Source organism: Nocardioides sp. B-3 (genome assembly GCF_024703895.1).
Taxonomy (GTDB): Bacteria; Actinomycetota; Actinomycetes; order Propionibacteriales; family Nocardioidaceae; genus Nocardioides.
Genome location: NZ_CP087968.1, coordinates 2,241,133 through 2,259,602 on the forward strand (window position 1 = coordinate 2,241,133; position 18,470 = coordinate 2,259,602).

The 18,470-nt window shown below is 68.6% G+C and carries 21 protein-coding genes, 3 tRNA genes and 5 pseudogenes; 18 read left to right on the forward strand and 11 right to left on the reverse strand.

Going from position 1 to position 18,470, the window contains the following annotated elements; translation table 11 throughout:
* Positions 1-84: 84 nt before the first annotated feature.
* Together LP418_RS14805 and LP418_RS14810 are read right to left on the reverse strand one after the other, a co-directional pair.
* Positions 85-1,251, reverse strand: coding sequence for a cytochrome P450 (locus LP418_RS14805; RefSeq protein WP_257956856.1), 1,167 nt, complete (start codon positions 1,249-1,251; stop codon positions 85-87).
* 158 nt (positions 1,252-1,409) lie between these two features.
* Positions 1,410-1,811: a response regulator gene (locus LP418_RS14810; RefSeq protein ID WP_257952643.1), complete on the reverse strand. Its 402-nt coding sequence runs from the start codon at positions 1,809-1,811 to the stop codon at positions 1,410-1,412.
* Positions 1,812-1,949: 138 nt separating this feature from the next.
* On the opposite strand from LP418_RS14810, the gene LP418_RS14815 reads away from it, so the two are divergent.
* The 3 genes from LP418_RS14815 (at position 1,950) to LP418_RS14825 (ending at position 2,615) form a co-directional block, all read left to right on the forward strand.
* Positions 1,950-2,022: transfer RNA gene (locus tag LP418_RS14815), tRNA-Glu, on the forward strand.
* A 94-nt stretch (positions 2,023-2,116) separates the two neighbouring features.
* Positions 2,117-2,193 (forward strand) — tRNA-Asp (locus tag LP418_RS14820).
* Between the two features lie 68 nt (positions 2,194-2,261).
* Positions 2,262-2,615 carry a metallopeptidase family protein gene (locus LP418_RS14825; protein WP_257952644.1) on the forward strand — a complete coding sequence of 118 codons (354 nt, stop codon included), beginning with the start codon at positions 2,262-2,264 and terminating at the stop codon, positions 2,613-2,615.
* A gap of 2 nt (positions 2,616-2,617) precedes the next feature.
* Here LP418_RS14825 and LP418_RS14830 read toward each other — a convergent pair whose 3' ends face one another.
* The 3 genes and pseudogenes from LP418_RS14830 to LP418_RS14835 form a co-directional block, all read right to left on the reverse strand.
* Positions 2,618-2,935, reverse strand: a complete 318-nt coding sequence (locus tag LP418_RS14830; RefSeq protein ID WP_257952645.1) for a fluoride efflux transporter FluC — start codon at positions 2,933-2,935, stop codon at positions 2,618-2,620.
* Between the two features lie 142 nt (positions 2,936-3,077).
* Positions 3,078-3,344, reverse strand: a pseudogene (locus LP418_RS33525) (CrcB family protein); the annotation flags it as partial.
* The gene (locus tag LP418_RS14835; protein ID WP_257952646.1) at positions 3,341-3,832 is read right to left on the reverse strand and encodes a hypothetical protein; all 492 of its coding nucleotides are present in this window, start codon (positions 3,830-3,832) and stop codon (positions 3,341-3,343) included. The pseudogene LP418_RS33525 and the gene LP418_RS14835, both read right to left, overlap by 4 nt.
* Before the next feature lie 10 nt (positions 3,833-3,842).
* Here LP418_RS14835 and LP418_RS14840 point away from each other — a divergent pair, with 10 nt between their 5' ends.
* From LP418_RS14840 to LP418_RS14850, 3 genes are all read left to right on the forward strand, one after another.
* Positions 3,843-4,250, forward strand: coding sequence for a hypothetical protein (locus tag LP418_RS14840; protein WP_257952647.1), 408 nt, complete (start codon positions 3,843-3,845; stop codon positions 4,248-4,250).
* Positions 4,251-4,515: 265 nt separating this feature from the next.
* Complete coding sequence (locus tag LP418_RS14845) at positions 4,516-4,761, forward strand: FAD-dependent oxidoreductase (protein WP_257952648.1); 246 nt, start codon at positions 4,516-4,518, stop codon at positions 4,759-4,761.
* Positions 4,762-5,054: 293 nt separating this feature from the next.
* Entirely contained in the window at positions 5,055-5,990 is a 936-nt protein-coding gene (locus LP418_RS14850) for an NAD(P)/FAD-dependent oxidoreductase (RefSeq protein WP_257952649.1), read from the forward strand.
* Here LP418_RS14850 and LP418_RS14855 read toward each other — a convergent pair.
* Positions 5,947-6,642, reverse strand: coding sequence for a PaaI family thioesterase (locus LP418_RS14855; RefSeq protein ID WP_257952650.1), 696 nt, complete (start codon positions 6,640-6,642; stop codon positions 5,947-5,949). The genes LP418_RS14850 and LP418_RS14855 overlap by 44 nt on opposite strands.
* Before the next feature lie 59 nt (positions 6,643-6,701).
* Here LP418_RS14855 and LP418_RS14860 point away from each other — a divergent pair.
* The 4 genes from LP418_RS14860 (at position 6,702) to LP418_RS14875 (ending at position 8,100) form a co-directional block, all read left to right on the forward strand.
* Positions 6,702-6,775, forward strand: a tRNA-Lys gene (locus LP418_RS14860).
* A 307-nt stretch (positions 6,776-7,082) separates the two neighbouring features.
* Complete coding sequence (locus LP418_RS14865; RefSeq protein ID WP_257952651.1) at positions 7,083-7,286, forward strand: cold-shock protein; 204 nt, start codon at positions 7,083-7,085, stop codon at positions 7,284-7,286.
* A gap of 206 nt (positions 7,287-7,492) precedes the next feature.
* A complete protein-coding gene (locus LP418_RS14870; protein ID WP_257952652.1) occupies positions 7,493-7,927 on the forward strand; it encodes a hypothetical protein in 435 nt (144 codons plus the stop codon).
* On the forward strand, positions 7,921-8,100 hold the full coding sequence (locus tag LP418_RS14875; RefSeq protein ID WP_257952653.1) for a hypothetical protein: 180 nt from the start codon (positions 7,921-7,923) through the stop codon (positions 8,098-8,100). The genes LP418_RS14870 and LP418_RS14875 overlap by 7 nt, the downstream gene beginning before the upstream one ends.
* A gap of 46 nt (positions 8,101-8,146) precedes the next feature.
* Here the strand turns inward: LP418_RS14875 and LP418_RS14880 are convergent, their stop codons facing one another.
* Together LP418_RS14880 and LP418_RS14885 are read right to left on the reverse strand one after the other, a co-directional pair.
* A complete protein-coding gene (locus tag LP418_RS14880) occupies positions 8,147-8,542 on the reverse strand; it encodes a hypothetical protein (protein ID WP_257952654.1) in 396 nt (131 codons plus the stop codon).
* Entirely contained in the window at positions 8,508-8,774 is a 267-nt protein-coding gene (locus LP418_RS14885; protein ID WP_257952655.1) for a hypothetical protein, read from the reverse strand. Before LP418_RS14885 ends, LP418_RS14880 begins: the two co-directional genes overlap by 35 nt.
* A gap of 45 nt (positions 8,775-8,819) precedes the next feature.
* Here LP418_RS14885 and LP418_RS14890 point away from each other — a divergent pair, with 45 nt between their 5' ends.
* The 8 genes and pseudogenes from LP418_RS14890 (at position 8,820) to LP418_RS14925 (ending at position 14,524) form a co-directional block, all read left to right on the forward strand.
* Entirely contained in the window at positions 8,820-9,053 is a 234-nt protein-coding gene (locus LP418_RS14890) for an NUDIX hydrolase (RefSeq protein ID WP_257952656.1), read from the forward strand.
* Positions 9,054-9,058: 5 nt separating this feature from the next.
* Positions 9,059-9,676, forward strand: coding sequence for a histidine phosphatase family protein (locus LP418_RS14895; RefSeq protein WP_257952657.1), 618 nt, complete (start codon positions 9,059-9,061; stop codon positions 9,674-9,676).
* A gap of 201 nt (positions 9,677-9,877) precedes the next feature.
* The gene (locus LP418_RS14900; RefSeq protein ID WP_257952658.1) at positions 9,878-10,090 is read left to right on the forward strand and encodes a hypothetical protein; all 213 of its coding nucleotides are present in this window, start codon (positions 9,878-9,880) and stop codon (positions 10,088-10,090) included.
* A gap of 1 nt (position 10,091) precedes the next feature.
* On the forward strand, positions 10,092-10,520 hold the full coding sequence (locus LP418_RS14905; protein ID WP_257952659.1) for a substrate-binding domain-containing protein: 429 nt from the start codon (positions 10,092-10,094) through the stop codon (positions 10,518-10,520).
* Positions 10,521-10,537: 17 nt separating this feature from the next.
* Positions 10,538-10,852: pseudogene (locus LP418_RS30940) on the forward strand (substrate-binding domain-containing protein); the annotation flags it as partial.
* Positions 10,853-11,052: 200 nt separating this feature from the next.
* A complete protein-coding gene (gene pstA, locus LP418_RS14915) occupies positions 11,053-12,723 on the forward strand; it encodes a phosphate ABC transporter permease PstA (protein WP_257952661.1) in 1,671 nt (556 codons plus the stop codon).
* Between the two features lie 130 nt (positions 12,724-12,853).
* A pseudogene (gene pstB / locus LP418_RS14920) lies at positions 12,854-13,620 on the forward strand (phosphate ABC transporter ATP-binding protein PstB).
* Positions 13,621-13,737: 117 nt separating this feature from the next.
* A pseudogene (locus tag LP418_RS14925) lies at positions 13,738-14,524 on the forward strand (phosphate ABC transporter ATP-binding protein).
* 91 nt (positions 14,525-14,615) lie between these two features.
* Here the strand turns inward: LP418_RS14925 and LP418_RS14930 are convergent.
* From LP418_RS14930 to LP418_RS14940, 3 genes and pseudogenes are all read right to left on the reverse strand, one after another.
* A complete protein-coding gene (locus LP418_RS14930; RefSeq protein ID WP_442939913.1) occupies positions 14,616-15,515 on the reverse strand; it encodes an inorganic phosphate transporter in 900 nt (299 codons plus the stop codon).
* Complete coding sequence (locus LP418_RS14935) at positions 15,497-16,237, reverse strand: DUF47 domain-containing protein (RefSeq protein ID WP_442939914.1); 741 nt, start codon at positions 16,235-16,237, stop codon at positions 15,497-15,499. Before LP418_RS14935 ends, LP418_RS14930 begins: the two co-directional genes overlap by 19 nt.
* 184 nt (positions 16,238-16,421) lie before the next feature.
* Positions 16,422-18,387: pseudogene (locus tag LP418_RS14940) on the reverse strand (RNA degradosome polyphosphate kinase); the annotation flags it as partial.
* Between the last annotated feature and the right edge of the window lie 83 nt (positions 18,388-18,470).

Sequence of the window (18,470 nt, forward strand, 5' to 3'; positions counted from 1 at the left end):
ATGACCGCGACCAACCCTGCAGCGGTAGCCGATACAGGGGTGTCAAGTGGCACGTCCTGCAAGGCCGGAGAGCCAGTCATGACTTCATTGTGTCGGAGGCGTGACCGTGATGCGCGCGGGGCTGGGCAGGATGCCCCGGCTCTGGTCGATGGACACGGGTGCGGATAGCGCGAGGCGCTGGTCCCCGGACCACGTCGCGAGGTCGCGCAGCATCGTCAGCCCGAGGGCCCGACCGGGACAGGCATGCGCGCCCGCTCCGAAGGGGAGCCGGGCGCCGGGGCGGACGTCGTCGCGGCGCCAGCGCTCCGGGCAGAACTCCTCGAGCCCGACCGGCTGGTCCGGCGACAGAGCGGCGAGTCGGCCGAGCAGGAGCGGACTCACCGGGACGACGGCGCCGGCGGGGAGGGCCGCGTCGCCCAACGAGACGGCGGCCGTGGTCACCCGCGCGGTGACCCGGGTCGGAGGGGCCATGCGCAGCGACTCCCACGCGGCGTGGTCCGGATCGACTCCCCGGTCAGGATGGGTGGCCGGGAACACCAGCAGCCACGCACCCCGCCGCGATCGGCACTGGATCCCGGCGGCGAGCAGGTTGCCGATGACCGGCGGCGTGTCGTCCGTGTCGCGCGCCGCGAGAAGGTCGGCGAGGGACTCCTCGAGCGCGGCCCGTGCGCGCCGTTCACCGCGGCGGGCACGGCTCCACGGACGCGGGCTGTGGCGGCTCGAGATGACCGGTGCCAACGCATCGATCCGGGCGAGGACCCGGTCGGCGATCAGGTCGCGGGCCTTCCCGTCGAGATCGAGGACGGCCGAACACGTCGCACGCGCCACGGGTCTGCGCAGCAGGTCCATGGCCTCGACCTCGCTGCCGGTGGCCGAGATCGCCGCACTCTGGAGCGCGCGGTGCCACTCGACCCGGAAGACCTCACGTCCTCGCGCCACCTGTGCCGGCGACAGCGGTGCATACACGAGATGACCGGTGCGGCTCTCGCCCGTGCTCGCCGACATGTCCGTGCCACGGCTCACGGTGCTCGGGAAGTCGAAACCGGCAGCGTCCGTCAGCACCCGCCTTGCCGTCGCGAGGTCGGTCGCGAGCCATGGTCCGTGCGGGCCGAGGGGCGTCAGGCCCGTGCCGCGGGGCGCGCGAAGCACAGCGCCGAGGCGACCGGTGGTCGCCTCGGCGCTGTCGATGCGGACGGGACACTGCCCGCCGCGGTGGCTATCGGTCAGCGACCGGGGCCGCTCGGACGCCACGAGTAGATCGAATGGATCTGGTCGGAGACGCGCCCGGCCCGGCGGGCGTTCTTGAACTTGGCGATCATGGAGCTCCCTCTCTCGGTGTGCGATGTCCGGGGGGTGACACCGCATCGAACCGAGATCTCTCCCGGCTCTGCCCCAAGGGTAAGCGACAGTCAGGGTGTTGGGGGCGTGCTTCCCGAAGCTGTCTCGTCGATGAGATCCCTCAGTTGCTGGGTGCGAAGCGGCTTGTGCAGCACGGAGGACACTCCGAGCTCCCGGAGCACGCCCCGGCGCTCGCCGGCCCGGGCAGTGATCACGACGACGCGCAGGCCGGCCGCCTGCTCCGGGTGCCCGTTGAGCCAGCGGACCACGTCCTCGCCGCCCATCCGTGGCATCGAGAGGTCGAGGAGCATGACGTCGTACGCCGCCTTCTGGATCGCCTCCACGGCCTCGACCCCGTCGGCGGCCTCGTCGGCGAGATGCCCCAGACGCACGACCATGCGTGCCATCAGGTCGCGGATGTCCTCGGTGTCGTCGACGACGAGGAAGCGCAGGGGGTTCGCCCGGGTGGTCACGATCATCGAGGCTATCGGCGGAGGCCGGTGAGTTGTGGGAGGGACCGTCAACGACCTCTGTTTTGGGCGGCTCCGAGGCGTGGCCCTATGCTGTACGACGCCTCAGGGACCCGGTGACAACCAGGCCTCGACAGGCAGGCCCCCATCGTCTAGCGGCCTAGGACGTCGCCCTTTCACGGCGGTAGCACGGGTTCGAATCCCGTTGGGGGTGCTGCTCATCGCAGTGCCACCCCTCGATTGTGAGGGGCGGCCGAGGATGGGTTAGAGTTCCACCGCTTCACCTCGTGTGAGGCGGATCTACACTTGGCCCTGTAGCGCAGTTGGTTAGCGCGCCGCCCTGTCACGGCGGAGGTCGCGAGTTCGAGTCTCGTCAGGGTCGCCATCAGAAACGCCCCGGGATCACTGATCCGGGGCGTTCCTGGCATTTCTGTCTGCTCCTACTCTGGCGACATGCCACTCGAGATCGACCACGATGCCTTCGACCAACTGGTCGAGGAGGCGCTGGACGCGTTGCCGGCCGAGATCGCGGCGCGCGTGCACAACGTCGTGGTCCTCGTCGAGGAGGAGCCGCCGCCGGAGGATCCCGACCTGCTGGGCATCTACGACGGGGTGGCGCTGACCGAGCGGGCCGCCAACCACGCGGGTGACCTGCCCGACCGGATCCTGCTGTTTCGCGCCAACCTGCTCGAGCTGTGCGAGACCCCGGAGGAGCTGGCTGACGAGGTGCGGATCACCGTGGTGCACGAGATCGCGCACCACTTCGGCATCGACGACGCGCGGCTCGGCGAGCTCGGCTACGCCTGACCTCAGAGACGGGTGCCGAGCGCGAAGCCCGGGGCGCAGGCCACCAGTGCGAGGGCGACCGTCGTAGCGGCGTACACGGCTCCCGACCGAGGACCTCGTTCGACGGACTGGACGGCGAAGGACGAGAAGGAGGTCAGGCCGCCGCAGAACCCCGTCGCGAGCAGAGCCCACGCCCGGCCCCCGAGAGCGAGGGCGGCGAAGCATCCGATGAGCAGGGACCCGAGCCCGTTGACCGCCATCGTCCCCGCAGGCCAGCGCCCGTCCGGGGTGTGCGCCAACGCGTGGCGCAGCGGGGCGCCCGCGGCCGCCCCCAAGGCCACCGGGGAGCGCGGTCATGTCAGCGCGTCCTCGGGCTCGGGACGGTGGGCGAGCCAGCGTCCGACGCTCGCCGCGGCCAGTGCCGCCGCGAGCGTGCACACGATGTAGGTCCCGGCCGGAGCCGGTTTGTCCGTCCTCGACCGGGCCGCGCGCCCGGTCGGCGTACGTCGAGACCGTCGTGAACCCGCCCAGCAACCCCGGCCCCAGCATCAGCGTCAGTCGGTGGTCATGCCCCACGGCGAGGGGGAGCAGCCCGAGGGCGAGGCAGCCGGCGACGTTGATGGCGAACGTCGTCCACGGGAACCCGGAGCCGTCCGGGGTGAGCTGCCCGAGGCCCCAGCGCAGGACGGCCCCCACGGCCCCGCCGACGGCGACCACGGCAAGGTCGCCGGCCCGGAGGGGCTGCGTCACGAAACCTGCTGGGTGCCGAGGGATCGGGCCGAGTCGGACTGCCGGAAGCAGATCGGCGCCTCGCCGTCGATCTGGCGGATGTACTCGGTGAGGTACCAGACGTGGAAGGCGCGCTGCTCCGGCGTGCGCTGGATCGAGAGCAGCCGCTCCGCCTTGCAGAACGCATCGGCCGGGTCGAACATCTCGAGCATGGTCGTCAGGATGGGCGCCGCCTCCGGCTCCACGGTGACGTTGAGGTCGATCGTGGCAGCGCCGGCACGACGTGCCCGTTTGACCGCGAAGTGCACGTCGCGCGGAAGCTGGCGGTCGTAGCTGGAGAACATCGCCGACAGGTTGGCGGCCAGCGGATAGGCATCCCGGTGGGCGACGGCCAGCAGCCGGAGCTCGCGGCGCAGGTCGGCGTACTGACGGCCCGGGGGCCGTGGCCGGGGGCACGTCCAACCCCGGGAGGCGTACGGCGACGGCCCGGTCGCTGCGGGCCTCGACATCGGGCTCGGCGTGGCTGTCGAAGACGGGTGCGGCAGCCTCGTGGTCACCGACGCCGGAGGCGGGCTCGAACCACACGACCTTGCCGTCGGGCTCCATCGACGCACCCCGGGCGACGGCGGACATCGCGACCATCGACAGGCCACGACCGAAGGTGGCCGGGAAGTCGTCGGCGTCGACCGCGCTGGCGGCGGGCACCGGCGCCGCCGGCGAACCGTCCAGCACCTCGATGCGGGGATGGGTCGCGGTGCCGCGCACGCGCACGGAGATCGGTGCCATGCCGTGCAGGATCGCGTTGGCCACCAGCTCCGCGGTGCCGAGCTCGGCACACTCGACCGGGTCGTCACGGCCGAGCTCGCGGCAAATGCGCGCGACCCATCGCCTCGCGTCGGCGGCCGCACGCGGGGTTTGCGACAGTGACAACGGATCGTGGCTCAGTGACAAGGTGATCTTTCGGGTGGACCTGATGTGGACAGTCCAGCGGGTTCCGGCTACCCACGTGGGACAAAGTCAAACGTGTCGCCAACTTTTTTCTTTTCCACCGCCCACAGTGTGACCAACCAGACCTGTGCCCGAGTTCGCGTCCACCGCCCCGGAAGCGGGAGACTGGACGCGACGGCCCCGGTCAGCCGCACGGAGGCCCTGCAGCACCACTTCGCGTCGGAGCGGCTTCGAGAGGATTGACATGTCGAGCGTCCAGGCACCCACTCGCCACAAGGTGGTCGTGATCGGTTCCGGCTTCGGTGGCCTCTTCGGCACCAAGGCGCTGCGTCGTGCGCCCGTCGAGGTGACGATGCTCGCGAAGACGACGCACCACCTCTTCCAGCCGCTGCTCTACCGGGTCGCGACCGGCATCCTCAGCGAGGGCGAGATCGCGCCGCCCACCCGTGAGGTCCTCAGCGGCCGGGACAACGCGCGTGCTGCTCGGTGAGGTCACCGACGTCGACCTCGCGGCACGCACGGTGACCAGCCACGTGCTGGGCCGCGAGACGGTGACGCCCTACGACTCGCTGATCGTCGCGGCCGGTGCCACCCAGTCCTACTTCGGCAACGACCACTTCGCCGAGCACGCCCCCGGCATGAAGAGCATCGACGACGCCCCTGGAGCTCCGGGGCCGCATCTTCGGCGCCTTCGAGATGGCCGAGCTCGGCGCCAACCGTGGCGACAACGTCGATCACCTGCTGACGTTCGTGGTCGTCGGTGCCGGACCGACGGGTGTGGAGATGGCCGGCCAGATCGCCGAGCTCGCCCACCGCACGCTGAAGCGCGACTTCCGCGCCATCAACACCCGCACCGCCCGGGTGATCCTGCTCGACGCGGCGCCGCAGGTGCTGCCGCCCTTCGGCCAGAAGCTCGGAACGAAGGCCAAGGGTGAGCTCGAGAAGCTCGGTGTCGAGGTCATCCTCGGCGCGATGGTGACCGAGGTCGACGAGCGCGGCATCGAGATGAAGTTCAAGGACGGGCGCGTCGAGCGCATCAACACGGTCACCAAGATCTGGGCCGCCGGTGTCCGGGCCAGCTCGCTCGGCAAGACCCTCGCCGAGCAGACGGGCGCCCCGCTCGACCGGGCCGGCCGGATCGGCGTCAACCCCGACCTCACGCTCCCGGGTCATCCCGAGGTCTTCGTCGTCGGCGACATGATCGCCCTCGACAACCTCCCGGGTGTCGCGCAGGTCGCGATCCGGGGGCGCCAAGTATGCCGCCAAGGAGATCCGCGGCAGGCTCGACGACAAGGCGCCCCGGGAGCCGTTCAAGTACTTCGACAAGGGCTCGATGGCCATCATCAGCCGCTTCAACGCGGTGGCGATGGTCGGCAAGCTCCGGCTCACGGGCCTGATCGCCCGGCTCATGTGGCTGGCCGTGCACCTCGTCTACATCACCGGCTTCAAGAACCGCGTCACCGCGGTCTTGCACTGGTTCATCTCGTTCCCGGGCCGTGGCCGCTCCGAGCGCACCACGACCGAGCAGCAGATCTTCGCGCGGGCTGCGCTGGCGCGACTGCGTCGGGGGCCACAGACCTCGTGTCGGCGCCCGGTGCCTACGACGCTGCGCGCGAGGTGATGGAGACGAGTCGCCGCCGGGAGCTCGAGCTGCTGGCCGCCGAGGAGGCTCGCCTCACCGACAGCGGTGCGCGCGGGGTCCCGTCCGAGCAGCGCTGAGCGCTACTCGAACTTCGTCGGCGCGGCCCTGGTCGCGGCGCGCCCACCCGGGCAGGATGAAGACCCCTTCAGCCTCGACGCAGACGCCTTCGTCGTCGGCGATGTGCCCGACGGCGTAGGTCTTGATGCCGTCGACCCGATCGACGTGCGCCTCACCGCGCAGGGCACCCAGCGGCGTCGCGCGCCGGTAGCGCACCGTCAGCGTCCCCGTCATGCCCGGCTTGCCGGCCGCCGCGGCCGCCTCGCCGAGCAGCTGGTCGAGGATCAGGGCGGAGACGCCTCCGTGGACGAGACCGGGCGGTCCTTCGTACGCCGCCGACAGCTCGAACTCCGCCGACACCCCGTCCTCGTCGCTGACGACGGTCAGTGGCGGCGCGATGGGGTTGCGGACACCGACCACCGCGTTGCCCCACGCGCGGGTCACGCCGCTGCGGGAGTAGCGAACGCCGTACGGCTCGGCGTCGACGTCCTTGCCCAGCAGGGTGAGTGCGGCCTCGAGGTGCTCATGGGCCGTGGCCGCGTCCTCGGGGGAAGCACGTGAGCGGATGCTGAGGTCGGCCAGTCGTCGGGTCGCGTCGGCGATCGGTGCGTAGGTCGCCCGCTCGCCCTCGATCTCCTCGGGCGTCGCGTCGTCCACCCGGTAGCTACTCATGCCGGCAGCCTACGGACACCTCGCCGGCACGGTGATGGCGCTCGATAGGCTGCGCTCGAGGGCCCTTAGCTCAGTTGGTAGAGCGTCGGACTTTTAATCCGCTGGTCGTCGGTTCCGAGCCCGACAGGGCCTACCTGAACGCACGAACTCCCCGGCCGCGTGCCTGCGGAGGTCACGTGGGCGTAGCCCGCACGGAACCCAGAGTTCACCTCAGTGCCTCGATTGGGTGCGCTCTGGAGGTTTCCATTGGGGCCGAAGTTGATAGTGTGTGTCATGCAACAGGTGCAAGTTCCAAATGGTAGACGCCAGCGGAGTTTGTGATCCAACGGCGTTTCTTCTTCGGGCCCTGCCAGTCCGCGAGTCGGAGCGACGTGTCACCGCACTTGATGCGGGATCGTTGAAGTGACGATCTTTCGCCCGATAACAGGAGTAACAGAGCAATGGCTCAAGGCACCGTGAAGTGGTTCAACGCCGAGAAGGGTTTCGGCTTCATTGCGCAGGAGGACGGCGGCGACGACGTGTTCGTGCACTACAGCGCCATCCAGTCCAACGGCTACAAGTCGCTGGATGAGAACCAGAAGGTCGAGTTCGACGTCACCCGGGGTCCCAAGGGCCCCCGGGCGGAGAACGTTCGCGCCGTCTGATCAGACTCTGTCTGATTGACCGTGCGAAGCCGGACAGCACCTGTCCCGGACTTCAAACACAGTGAGGCCCCACCCATCTGGGTGGGGCCTCGCTGCCGTTCGGATCATCTTCGGCCTAGTCAGGCAAAATCTGGGTTCTAATTGGTTTCAGGGCCGTGCGATTGGGCATGGTGTCTCTTCAACGTCTGCTGATCGGAGGTGCTGCTGTGCACGATCAGTTCGACGTGACCCTCGAGGACGATGACCTCCTCAGCGAGGTCGAGCTCACCACCACCTTGATCATCGCGGCCAGCGAGTCCGACGAGCACCTCACCCGGGGAAGAGATCGATCGCCTTCTCGGTGTGACCCCCGTGCCACCCTCCTCCGAGGTCCCGCTGCCGCGTCCGCGCGAGAGTTGACCCCGCTCGCCTGCTCAGCAGGTGGCGAAGAGGACCGGCCCGCTCGTCAGGTCCGACAGCACGTACTGGTCCGCGACCGGCTCGAGGTCGAGCTGCACGACCGTGCCTTCGGCGGTGGCCGAGGTCACCGCGAAGCGATCCGTGAAGTCACCGCCCTGCCCGGGAGCCGGACCGCCCGCGAGGCCGCCCCCCGGAGTCGGCATCGTGGCGGGCGTTGTCCTCGGACTCGAACGACATGCTGACGCTGATGCCACCATCCGGCTGGGTCGCCATCGCGAACCCGGTCATCGGGTGCACGCCACCGGCTCGTTCTGACGAGCTCCGCGGCCAGTGCCCGGTCGGTCTCGTCGGCTGCGGCCATGGCGAGGTGTTCACAGGTGTAGTCGCCGGTGAAGACCGCGGCGACCAGTGGTGACCGGGCCGCCGACACCACGTCGTCGACGGATGTGAGGTGGTCGGCCTCACCGGTGGCCGCATCGACGGCGGTCTCGAGGTAGCCCCCGGGTGTCCGAGGTGAGCACGACACCGGCGTCCGGCAGCAGCGCGATGAACTGCAGCTCGGGCGTCAGGTCGGTGCCGATCCGGGGGAGCAGGTCGGCACCGCCCTTCCACAGGCCCTGCTCGTCGTCGGGTCGTGTGTAGCCGAGGGACTCGAGCGTGTCCGCCAGCGCATCGAAGTCGGTGCCGTCGGGGAAGCCGAGGATGTCGACGGCACCGTCGGGCCCCTGCGCGAACAGCTCCCAGTCGAGGGTCGCGGGGGAGAAGCGGAACTGCTGCTGCATCGTCGGAGCCGACTCGACCGGGGCGGAGGACGTCGACAGGTCACGGCCGAAGGCCTCGTCGAGGAACGCGGTCAACTCGTCCGTGGACGGTCGGGTGCCGAGGTCGGCGCCGAGCGTACGGCGTACTGCCTGCCAATCCGTCCAGGGCGAGTCGCTCCGTCGTCGCCGGCGCGAGGGACACCGCACGCTCGAGATCGGACCGCTGGGCGTCTCGCCACCACCGGACGCCCAGCACGGCCACGACGAGCAGCACGACCACGCCGGCGATGAGCGCGATCGCGAGACCCCGGGGGAGACGACGAAGCACGGGGGGACTCCTCACGGGGCGGTTGATGGTGTGAGACTAACGCCCATGCCAGCCCCGGACGTGCGTGCCGCTGGAGCCGTCGTCACCCGCAAGGGTGGCGACGTCCTGCTGGTGCACCGCCCCCGCTACGACGACTGGTCCTTCCCCAAGGGCAAGCTCGATCCCGACGAGCACGTGACGACCGCTGCCGTGCGCGAGGTGGCCGAGGAGACGGGACTGGACATCCGGCTCGGCCCGGCCCTGTCGACCCAGCGTACGACACGGGTCGTGGGCGGATGAAGTCGGTGAACTACTGGGTCGGTCGCGTGCAGGGCGACGACGACGTGAGCGGCTACCTCGTCAACGACGAGATCGACGAGGTCGTCTGGGTGCCGTGGGCCGAGGCGGCGACGCGTCTCACCTATGAGCACGACGTCGACACGCTGACCGAGGCTCGGTCGCTGCGTCGCAAGACCCGCGCCCCGGTCGTCCTGCGCCACGGGCATGCAAGATCGCGCAGGGCCCGGGCGGGAGACGACCGGCGCCGCCCGTTGCTGGTGGCGGGCAACAGCGAGGCGCAGCGTCTCGTCCCGGTCCCGGCGGCGTTCGACACGACGGAGATCCACTCGTCGTCCAGCGTGCGCTGCGTCGCCACCGTCACGCCGTACGTCCACACGACCGGCTGGCCGTTGCACTCCTACGACGAGCTCAGCGAGGAGGGGGTCTCCGTGCCGGCGGTCGAGTCCTTGGTGGCCGGACTGCTGACGGGCGACTGCAGCGCGGTGCTGTGCACCCACCGGCCGGTGCTGCCGGTCGTGCTGAAGTCGCTCGGCCTGTTGGACGTCAAGCTAGAACCGGCCGAGATGCTGGTGGTCCACCACCGCAAGGGTGCGGTCGTCGCAGCCGACCGGCTGCAGGCCTGAAGGGCTGCCTTACGCCCGCGGGAGAGCCCGCGTCAAGGCAAACCGGGCTTGTTCATGTGACGGCCGTCTCGTCCTCGGGCGGTTGTGGTCGAGCGGCCCTCTTCAGTTCACCGGCCGTTCATCGAGGCCGACGCAGACAGTCACTTCCGCTGCCTAACTTCGCCGATGTCAGCTTCACACACAGACATCAGGAGTTCCGAAGTGAACCGCACTTCCTTCCGCCGCGCGCTCGTTCCCGGCGTGGCCGCACTCGTCCTCTCCCTCTCCGCCTGCGGTGGCGGCGACGCCGGCACCGACAGCGGCACCGGTAGCGAGGGCTCCGGCGCCAGCGGCTCGGTTGCCGTCGACGGTTCCTCCACCGTCGAGCCGATGAGCAAGGCCGCCTCGGAGCTCCTCTCCGAGGAGAACCCCTGACGTGCGCGTGACGGTTGCAGCGTCCGGCACCGGTGGCGGCTTCGAGAAGTTCTGCGTCGGCGAGACCGACATCTCGGACGCCTCCCGCCCGATCAAGGACGACGAGGAGGTGCCGGTGTGCGAGGAGAACGGAGTTGAGTTCACCGAGCTCGAGGTCGGCACGGACGCCCTGACCGTCGTCGTGCACCCCCGACCTCGCCGTCGACTGCCTCACGACCGAGCAGCTCGTCGAGCTGTGGGCGCCGAACTCCAAGATCACCAACTGGAGCCAGCTCGACCCGAGCTTCCCCGACCAGGAGGTCTCGCTCTTCGGGCCCGGCTCGGACTCGGGCACCTACAGCTACATGGCCGAGGACGTCATCGGCGACGAGTCCGAGACCACCCGCGAGGACTACGAGTCCTCGGAGGACGACAACGTCCCGGTCCGTAGGTGTCTCCGGCACCGAGGGCGCCACGGGCTACTTCGGCTACACGTACTACGAGGAGAACGCCGACTCGCTGAAGGCTCTCGCCATCGACGACGGCAACGGCTGCGTCGAGCCGTCGGCGGAGACCGCCCGAGCCGGCGAGTACACCCCGCTCTCGCGCCCGCTCTTCATCTACGTGAGCAACAAGTCGTACGCCGACAACGCGGCCGTCAAGGAGTACGTCGACTTCTACATCGAGAACCCGGAGACCATCGTCACGGCGGCGAAGTTCATCCCCTCCAGCGAGGAGACCTACGCAGAAACGCAGGCCGCCCTCGCGGGTCTGTCCTCCTGATCGCCGGGAGTACCTTCCTCGCATGAGCAGCAACGTCAGCACCGGTGCAGGCTCGTCCTTCGGGACGGGCCTGCCCGGCGCCCCCAACCTGAGGGGACGCAGTCGTCCCGGGGAAACGGTCATCAAGTCGGTTCTCTTCGTCTCGGCGATGCTGTCCATCGTCATCACGTTCGGGGATCATCGCCGCCCTGATCCGGCCGGTGATCGACTTCTTCGGCGAGGTGGCCTTCTCGGAGTTCTTCTCCTTCGAGGAGGGGTCGCGGTTCGCGGTGCTGCCTCTCATCTCGGCGACGCTCATGACCACCTTGATCGCGCTGCTGGTCGCCGTACCGCTCGGACTCGGCGCAGCCATGTATCTCTCGGAGTATGCGTCGGCACGGGCGCGCAAGATCCTCAAGCCCACCGTCGAGCTCCCGGCGGGAGTCCCCTCGGTCGTCTACGGCTTCTTCGCCGTCATGTTCGTGACCCCCACGCTGCTCCAGGATCTCTTCGGGCTCGAGGTCAGCTTCCTCAACGCGCTCTCGGCCGGCCCGGTGCTCGGCGTCATGATCATTCCGACGATTGCCTCGCTGGCCGAGGACGCGCTCAGCGCCGTGCCACACGCGTTGCGACAGGGCTCGCTGGCCATGGGCGCCAACCGGATGCAGACCACTCTGCGTGTCGTGCTCCCGGCCGCGTTGTCCGGGTGTCGCAGCCGCTATCGTGCTGGGGCTGTCCCGTGCCATCGGCGAGACCATGATCGTCACGATCGCTGCCGGCTCGCAGAAGAACTTGTCCCTCGACCCGCGGGAGGGCATGCAGACCATGACCGGCTTCATGGCCAGCACCGCGGGTGGCGAGAACCCCGTCGGCTCGACGTCCTACAACACACTGTTCGCCGTCGGACTGACCTTGTTCGTGATCACCCTCGTCATCAACATCATCAGCATCGCGCTGGTCCGTCGCTACAGGCAGGCATACTGATGAGCATCGCCACCACCGCCGCGCAGGACACCACCGTCCGCATCGCGACCGGCAAGAGCCGCGACCGCAACGTGGGGTCGATGGTCTTCCCGGGTGCCTTGTGGTTCTCGCTGTTCTTCGGCGTGATGGTCCCGGTGGTCCTGATCGTCGACACCGCGATCGCCGGCGCCCACCGCTTCGACGCCGACCTGCTGACGAGCTACGACTCCACGTTGTTCCCCGAGCGCACGGGGTTCCGCGCCGGGATCCTCGGCAGCCTGTGGCTGATGCTGTTCACGGCCGTGATGGCCGTTCCCCCGGGCATCGCGGCAGCGCTCTACCTCGAGGAGTTCGCCGACGGTCAGCGATGGTACAACCGCCTCATCGAGGTCAACCTGCAGAACCTTGCCGCCGTGCCCACGATCGTCTACGGCCTGCTGGCCGTCGCGGTGATGGCCTCCATGGGCATCCAGCGCAAGGGAATCGTGCTGGGCAGGGCGATCGCGCTTGCCCTCCTGATCCTGCCGGTCATCATCATCACGACTCGCGAAGCAGTCCGTGCCGTACCGAGAGACATCCGCGACGGATCGCTGGCCCCGGGAGCAACCACGTGGCAGACGACGTGGCGTCAGACTCTTCCCTCCGCCGTACCGGGCATCGCGACCGGGACCATCCCGGGGCTCTCGCGTGCCATCGGCGAGGCCGCACCACTGGTGATGCTCGGGCTCGCCAGTTCGCTGCGGTTCGATCCCGAAGGAGTGATGAGTCCGATCACCGCTCTGCCCATCCAGATCTACGGGTTGAGCTCCAGCTCTCAGGACGCTTACAAGGACGCCGCGTCGGCTGCCATCATCGTGCTGCTGGTCATGATCCTCGGGCTCAACGCACTTGCCATCTTTATCCGAAACAAGTTCCAGCGATCCCGGTGAGGACACCCATGGCCAATCCCCTGCCACCGCGACTGCAAGTGGCGCCAAGCAGCCTGCCCATGTGGGTAGCCTTGCCGACGTGCACGGCGAATCAGACCGCATCCTGTCCGCCGTCCCGGAGTCACCGGTCATGGAGGCACGTGACCTCAACGTCTTCTACGGCGACTTCCACGCCGTGCACGACGTCAACCCGGCCTACGGTCGCAACGAGATCACCGCCATGATCGGCCCTTCGGGCTGCGGCAAGTCAACCGTGCTGCGCTGCCTCAACCGGATGAACGACCCGGTCACGGGAGCGCGTCGAGGGCGAAGTGCTCTACCACGACATGGACATCTACGCGAAGGGCGTCGACCCGATCGCCGTACGCACCCACATCGGGATGGTGTTCCAGAAGCCCAACCCGTTCCCGAAGTCGATCTACGACAACATCGCCTACGGCCCGCGGGTCACCGGCATGAAGGTCGACAACATGGACGACCCGGTCGAGAAGGCGCTGCGCGACGCGGCCCTGTGGGACGAGGTCAAGGACAAGCTCAAGCAGTCCGCCTTCGGTCTCTCCGGTGGTCAGCAGCAGCGACTGTGCATCGCCCGGACGATCGCCACGCGACCCGACGTGATCCTGATGGACGAGCCGTGCGCCTCGCTCGACCCGATCGCCACCGCGCGTCGAGGACCTGATGGTGGAGCTGCGCGAGGACTTCACGATCGTCGTCGTCACGCACAACATGCAGCAGGCGGCGCGCGTGTCCGACCGGACGGCCTTCTTCACCGCCCGTCCCGACGAGACCACGGGCAACCGCACGGGCCTGCTGGTGGAGTTCGACCTGACGTCGAAGATCTTCTCCAACCCCGGCGACCAGCGCACCGAGGACTACATCTCCGGTCGCTTCGGCTGATCGGCCTGTTTGGCTTGGGTAGTCCGTGACAAACGGATCCCGGTTCGGGGGTTCCCGCGGGGTCCGTTTGTCACGGACTATCCAGGTCGGCCGTGGGCGTCAGCAATGATGGCGACCATGGCCCGGGACGTGGAGGTGTCTGACCTCAACCTCTACTACGACGACTTCCTCGCGGTCGAGGGCGTCAACCTGACCGTCAAGGCGAAGTCTGTCACCGCCTTCATCGGCCCCTCCGGGTGCGGCAAGTCGACCTTCCTGCGGTCGCTGAACCGGATGCACGAGGTGATCCCGGGCGCGCGAGTCGAGGGCAAGGTGATGGTGGACGGACAGTCGTTGTACGGCGACGACGTCGACCCCGTCGCCGTACGCCGCAAGATCGGGATGGTCTTCCAACGTCCCAACCCGTTCCCGACGATGTCGGTCCACGAGAACGTGCTCGCGGGCTACCGGTTCGGCTCGAAGAAGCTGACCACGGCCGAGGCTGACGCGATCGTCGAGAAGTCGTTGAAGCGCGCGGACCTCTGGACCGAGGTCAAGGACCGCCTCGACCGTTCGAGCACGGCTCTCTCGGGAGGCCAGCAGCAGCGCCTGTGCATCGCGCGCGGATCGCCGTCGAGCCCGAGGTGCTGCTCATGGACGAGCCGAGCTCGTCCCTCGACCCGGTCTCCACTGCTGCCATCGAGGACCCGGTCCTCGAGCTGAAGACGGACTACACGATCGTGCTCGTCACCCACGACATGCAGCAGGCCGAACGCATCTCCGACGAGACGGGCTTCTTCAACGTGAGTGCCCCCGGCCAGCCCGGTCGCCCGGTGGAGTTCAGCTCGACGCAGAAGTTGTTCATGCGAGCCCGGACAACCCCGACACCGAGGCGTACATCGCCGGCCGCTCAACTCCGGGGTAGTTAAGTGCGAGCTTGTCGGATTCTGGCGGACGACAAACTCTCACTTAACTACGCCGACCCGGGGGGAGTCAGGCCCACCCGGCCCCCGACGTCAGGGGAGGAAGAGGGCAGCAACCCAGTAGGTGACGGCGGCAGCGAGGGCGGCGGCCGGGAAAGTCAGCACCCGGGCCGTCAGGATCGACTTGGCGACGCCCCAGCGGACGGCGGAGAGGCGTTTGGTGGCGCCGACGCCCATGACGGCCGACGTGATGGTGTGGGTCGTGGAGATGGGCGCCTCGAACACGTACGCCGTCGTGTAGAGCACGGAGGCGGCGACCGACTCGGCGGCAAAACCGCGTGGCGGGTCGAGGTGGATGATCCGTCGGCCGAGGGTGCGCATGATGCGCCAGCCGCCGGACCAGGTCCCGAGGGAGATCGCGGTGGCTGCCGCCATGATGACCCACAGGGGGAGTCCGTCGGACTCGGCGACGTAGCCGCCGGTCAGCAGGGCCGGGAAGATCACGCCCATCGTCTTCTGGGCGTCCCGGAGGCCGTGGCCCGGGGCCATGGCGCCGGCGGAGATCGTCTGGGCGATCTTGAATCCACGGTTGGCCTTGGACGGGTTGGCGTTGCGGAACGCCCACATGATGCCGAGCATCACCGCGAAGCCGAGGCCGAATGCCACGAGGGGCGAGATCAACATCGGAATGACGACCTTCTCGATCACGACGCCCCAGTCCGCGGTGGCGCCGGCAGCCAGCGCGGCGCCGACGAGGCCGCCGATAAGGGCGTGCGAGGAGGACGACGGGAGGCCGTAGTACCGGGTCGTGAGGTTCCACGCGATGGCGCCGACGAGGCCGGCCATCACGATCACCGAGCCGTGGGTGCCGACGCCGGGATCGATGGTGTCGGAGACGGTGTGGGCGACCTTCTGGCCGAGGAACGCGCCCACGAAGTTCATGATCGCCGCCATGGCGAGGGCGATCTTCGGGGTCAGTGCGCCCGTGGACACCGAGGTGGCGATCGCGTTGGCCGCGTCGTGGAACCCGTTGGTGTAGTCAGAACACCGGGGCCACGACGACGACCGCGATGATGATCGCGATTTCCATCAGGGGTCAGGACTCCTTGACGGCGATCTGCTCCGGGATGTTCATGACCTTCTCGAAGGCGTCGATGGCACCTTCCGAGGGACTCCACGATGTCCTTGAGCTTGATCACTTCCATGGCCTTGTAGTCGCCGTTGAAGAGGTTGGCCGGGATGCGGCGGTAGCTGCGGTCGCCGGCGTTCTCGAGGCGGTTGATCTCGATCCAGTACTCGTCGAGCGCGCTCATGGTCGCCGGGCTGGGCATGGCGGCCACGGTGAGCTCGGCGCAGCGCTGCAGCACCTCGACCTGCTCGGAGGTCTCGGCGGGCAGCGTCGTGACGCCGTAGAGCAGGACGAGGTCGACGGCTTCGTCCATCTCGTCCATGACGTCGTCGAGCGCCGAGGCGAGGGCGTAGATGTCCTCGCGGTCGAAGGGCGTCACGAACGTGCTGTTGACGCGCTTGACGATGGCGTGGGTGGTCTCGTCGGCGGCGTGCTCTGCGTCGCGCATCCGCTTGGCGATGGCCTCGCGGTCACCGCCATCACCGAGCATCTCGGCGAGCAGCTGTGAACCCACCACGAGGTGGGCTGCGGACTCACTGAACAGGTCGTAGAAGGACGCGTCGACGGGCCGGAACTTCAAACGCACGGCGAACTCCGTATGAGGGGGGCGTGAACGGTCCACATGCTAGGGGGTCGATGACCTCAGGCCGCAAACCAGCGACCCCTCGTGGCGTACGCCGAACCGCTACCGACGCTTGCGCTGGAGCTCGATCAGCCTCTCCCCGGAGATGCACATCACCCTCGTTCTGGTGCCACTCGCCGGTGCTGTCGAGCTCCCACGCGCTGATCTCGGGGCTGAACGCAAGATCGAGGAGCGCGCCGATGGCCGCCACGTTGGGCCCCTCGGGCAGCCGGACCAGCACCTCGACACGGCGGTCGAGGTTGCGGTGCATCATGTCGGCCGAGCCGATCCGGGCCAGCGGGTCACCGTCGTTGACGAACCAGAAGACGCGGCTGTGCTCGAGGAACCGACCCGAGGATCGAGCGCACGTGGATGGTCTCGGACAGGCCGGGCACCCCCGGGCGCAGGGCGCAGATGCCGCGTACCAGCAGGTCGACGGGGACGCCGGCCCGGGAGGCGAGGTAGAGCGCGTCGATGATCGCCTCGTCGACGATCGAGTTGGCCTTGATCCGGATCCCGGAAGGACGTCCGGCCCGGTGGTTGGCGACCTCGGCGTGGATCTGGGCGATCAGGCCGTCGCGCACGCTGTCGGGCGCGACCAGCAGACCGTCGTACGTCGTGTTGCGGCTGATCCCCGAGAGGTTGTTGAACAGGTGGGCGACGTCCTCGCCGACGAGCGGGTCGGCCGTGAGCAGGCCGAGGTCCTCGTAGAGGCGCGCGGTCTTGGGGTTGTAGTTGCCGGTGCCGATGTGGGTGTAGCGACGGATCCCGTCGGGTTCGTCGCACGACCATCGAGAGCTTGCAGTGGGTCTTGAGGCCGACCAAGCCGTAGACGACGTGGCAGCCGGCGTGCTCGAGCTTGCGGGCCCAGCGGATGTTGGCCTGCTCGTCGAAGCGGGCCTTGATCTCGACGATGACCAGCACCTGCTTGCCGGCCTCGGCGGCGTCGATCAGGGCGTCGATGATCGGGCTGTCGCCCGAGGTGCGGTAGAGCGTCTGCTTGATCGCCAGCACGTGCGGGTCGGCGGCAGCCTGCTCGACGAAGCGCTGGACCGAGGTCGCGAATGAGTCATAGGGGTGGTGGAGCAGGACGTCGTTTCGGCGTACGGACTCGAAGACGTCGACCGGCTTGGACGACTCGACCTCGGCCAGCTGCGAGTGGGTCGTGGGCACGAAGGTGGGGTACTTCAGGTCCTCGCGCGGCAGGTCGGCGATGGAGTGCAGGCCGCGCAGGTCGAGCGGCCCGGGCAGCTTCGAGACCTCTTCGCGGGTGACGCCGAGCTCGGAGACCGGGAGGTCGAGCACCTCGGGGTCGATCGACTCCTCGACCTCAAGTCGCACCGGGGGCCCGAACTTGCGCCGCAGCAGCTCCTTCTCGAGCGCCTTGAGGAGGTTTTCCGCGTCGTCCTCCTCGACCTCGAGGTCCTCGTTGCGGGTGACACGGAAGGTGTGTGCCTTCAGCACCTCCATGCCGGGGAAGAGCTTCTTGAGGTGCTCGCCGATGACGTCCTCGAGCGGCACGAAGCGTTGGTTGCCGACGGGCACGAAGCGGCCGAAGGTCTGCGGCACCTTGACCCGGGCGAAGTGCTCGGTGCCGGTCTTCGGGTGGCGCACGACGACGGCGAGGTTGAGCGAGAGGCCGGAGATGTAGGGGAAGGGGTGCGCGGGGTCGACGGCCAGCGGCGTCAGCACCGGGAAGATCCGCTCCTTGAAGAGCTTCTTGCAGATCTTCTGCTCCTCGCGGTCCAGCTCGGACCACCGCACGATCTCGATGCCCCGGTCGCGCAGCTCGGGGATCACCTGCTCGCTGAACACCCGCGCGTGCCGCTCCATCAGGGCGCGGCTGCCGGCCCAGAGCTGTTCCAGCTGATCGCGCGGCAACAGCCCGCTGGCGGCGCGCATGCAGCGACGCCGGCCGCGATCCGGCGCTTGAGGCCGGCCACGCGGACCATGAAGAACTCGTCGAGGTTGCTCGCGAAGATCGCCGGGAACCGGGCCCGCTCGAGCAGCGGCAGCGCTGGGTTCTCGGCCAGCTCGAGCACCCGCTGGTTGAACCGCAGCCACGAGAGCTCGCGGTCGAGGAAGCGGTCGTCGTACTTCTCCACGGCCTCGATCTCGGCGGCGTCCGGGACATAGGGCGGCTCGACGTCGAAGGTGTCGCTGGGGTGCCCGAACGGCTCAGCGGTGGGGCCGTCCT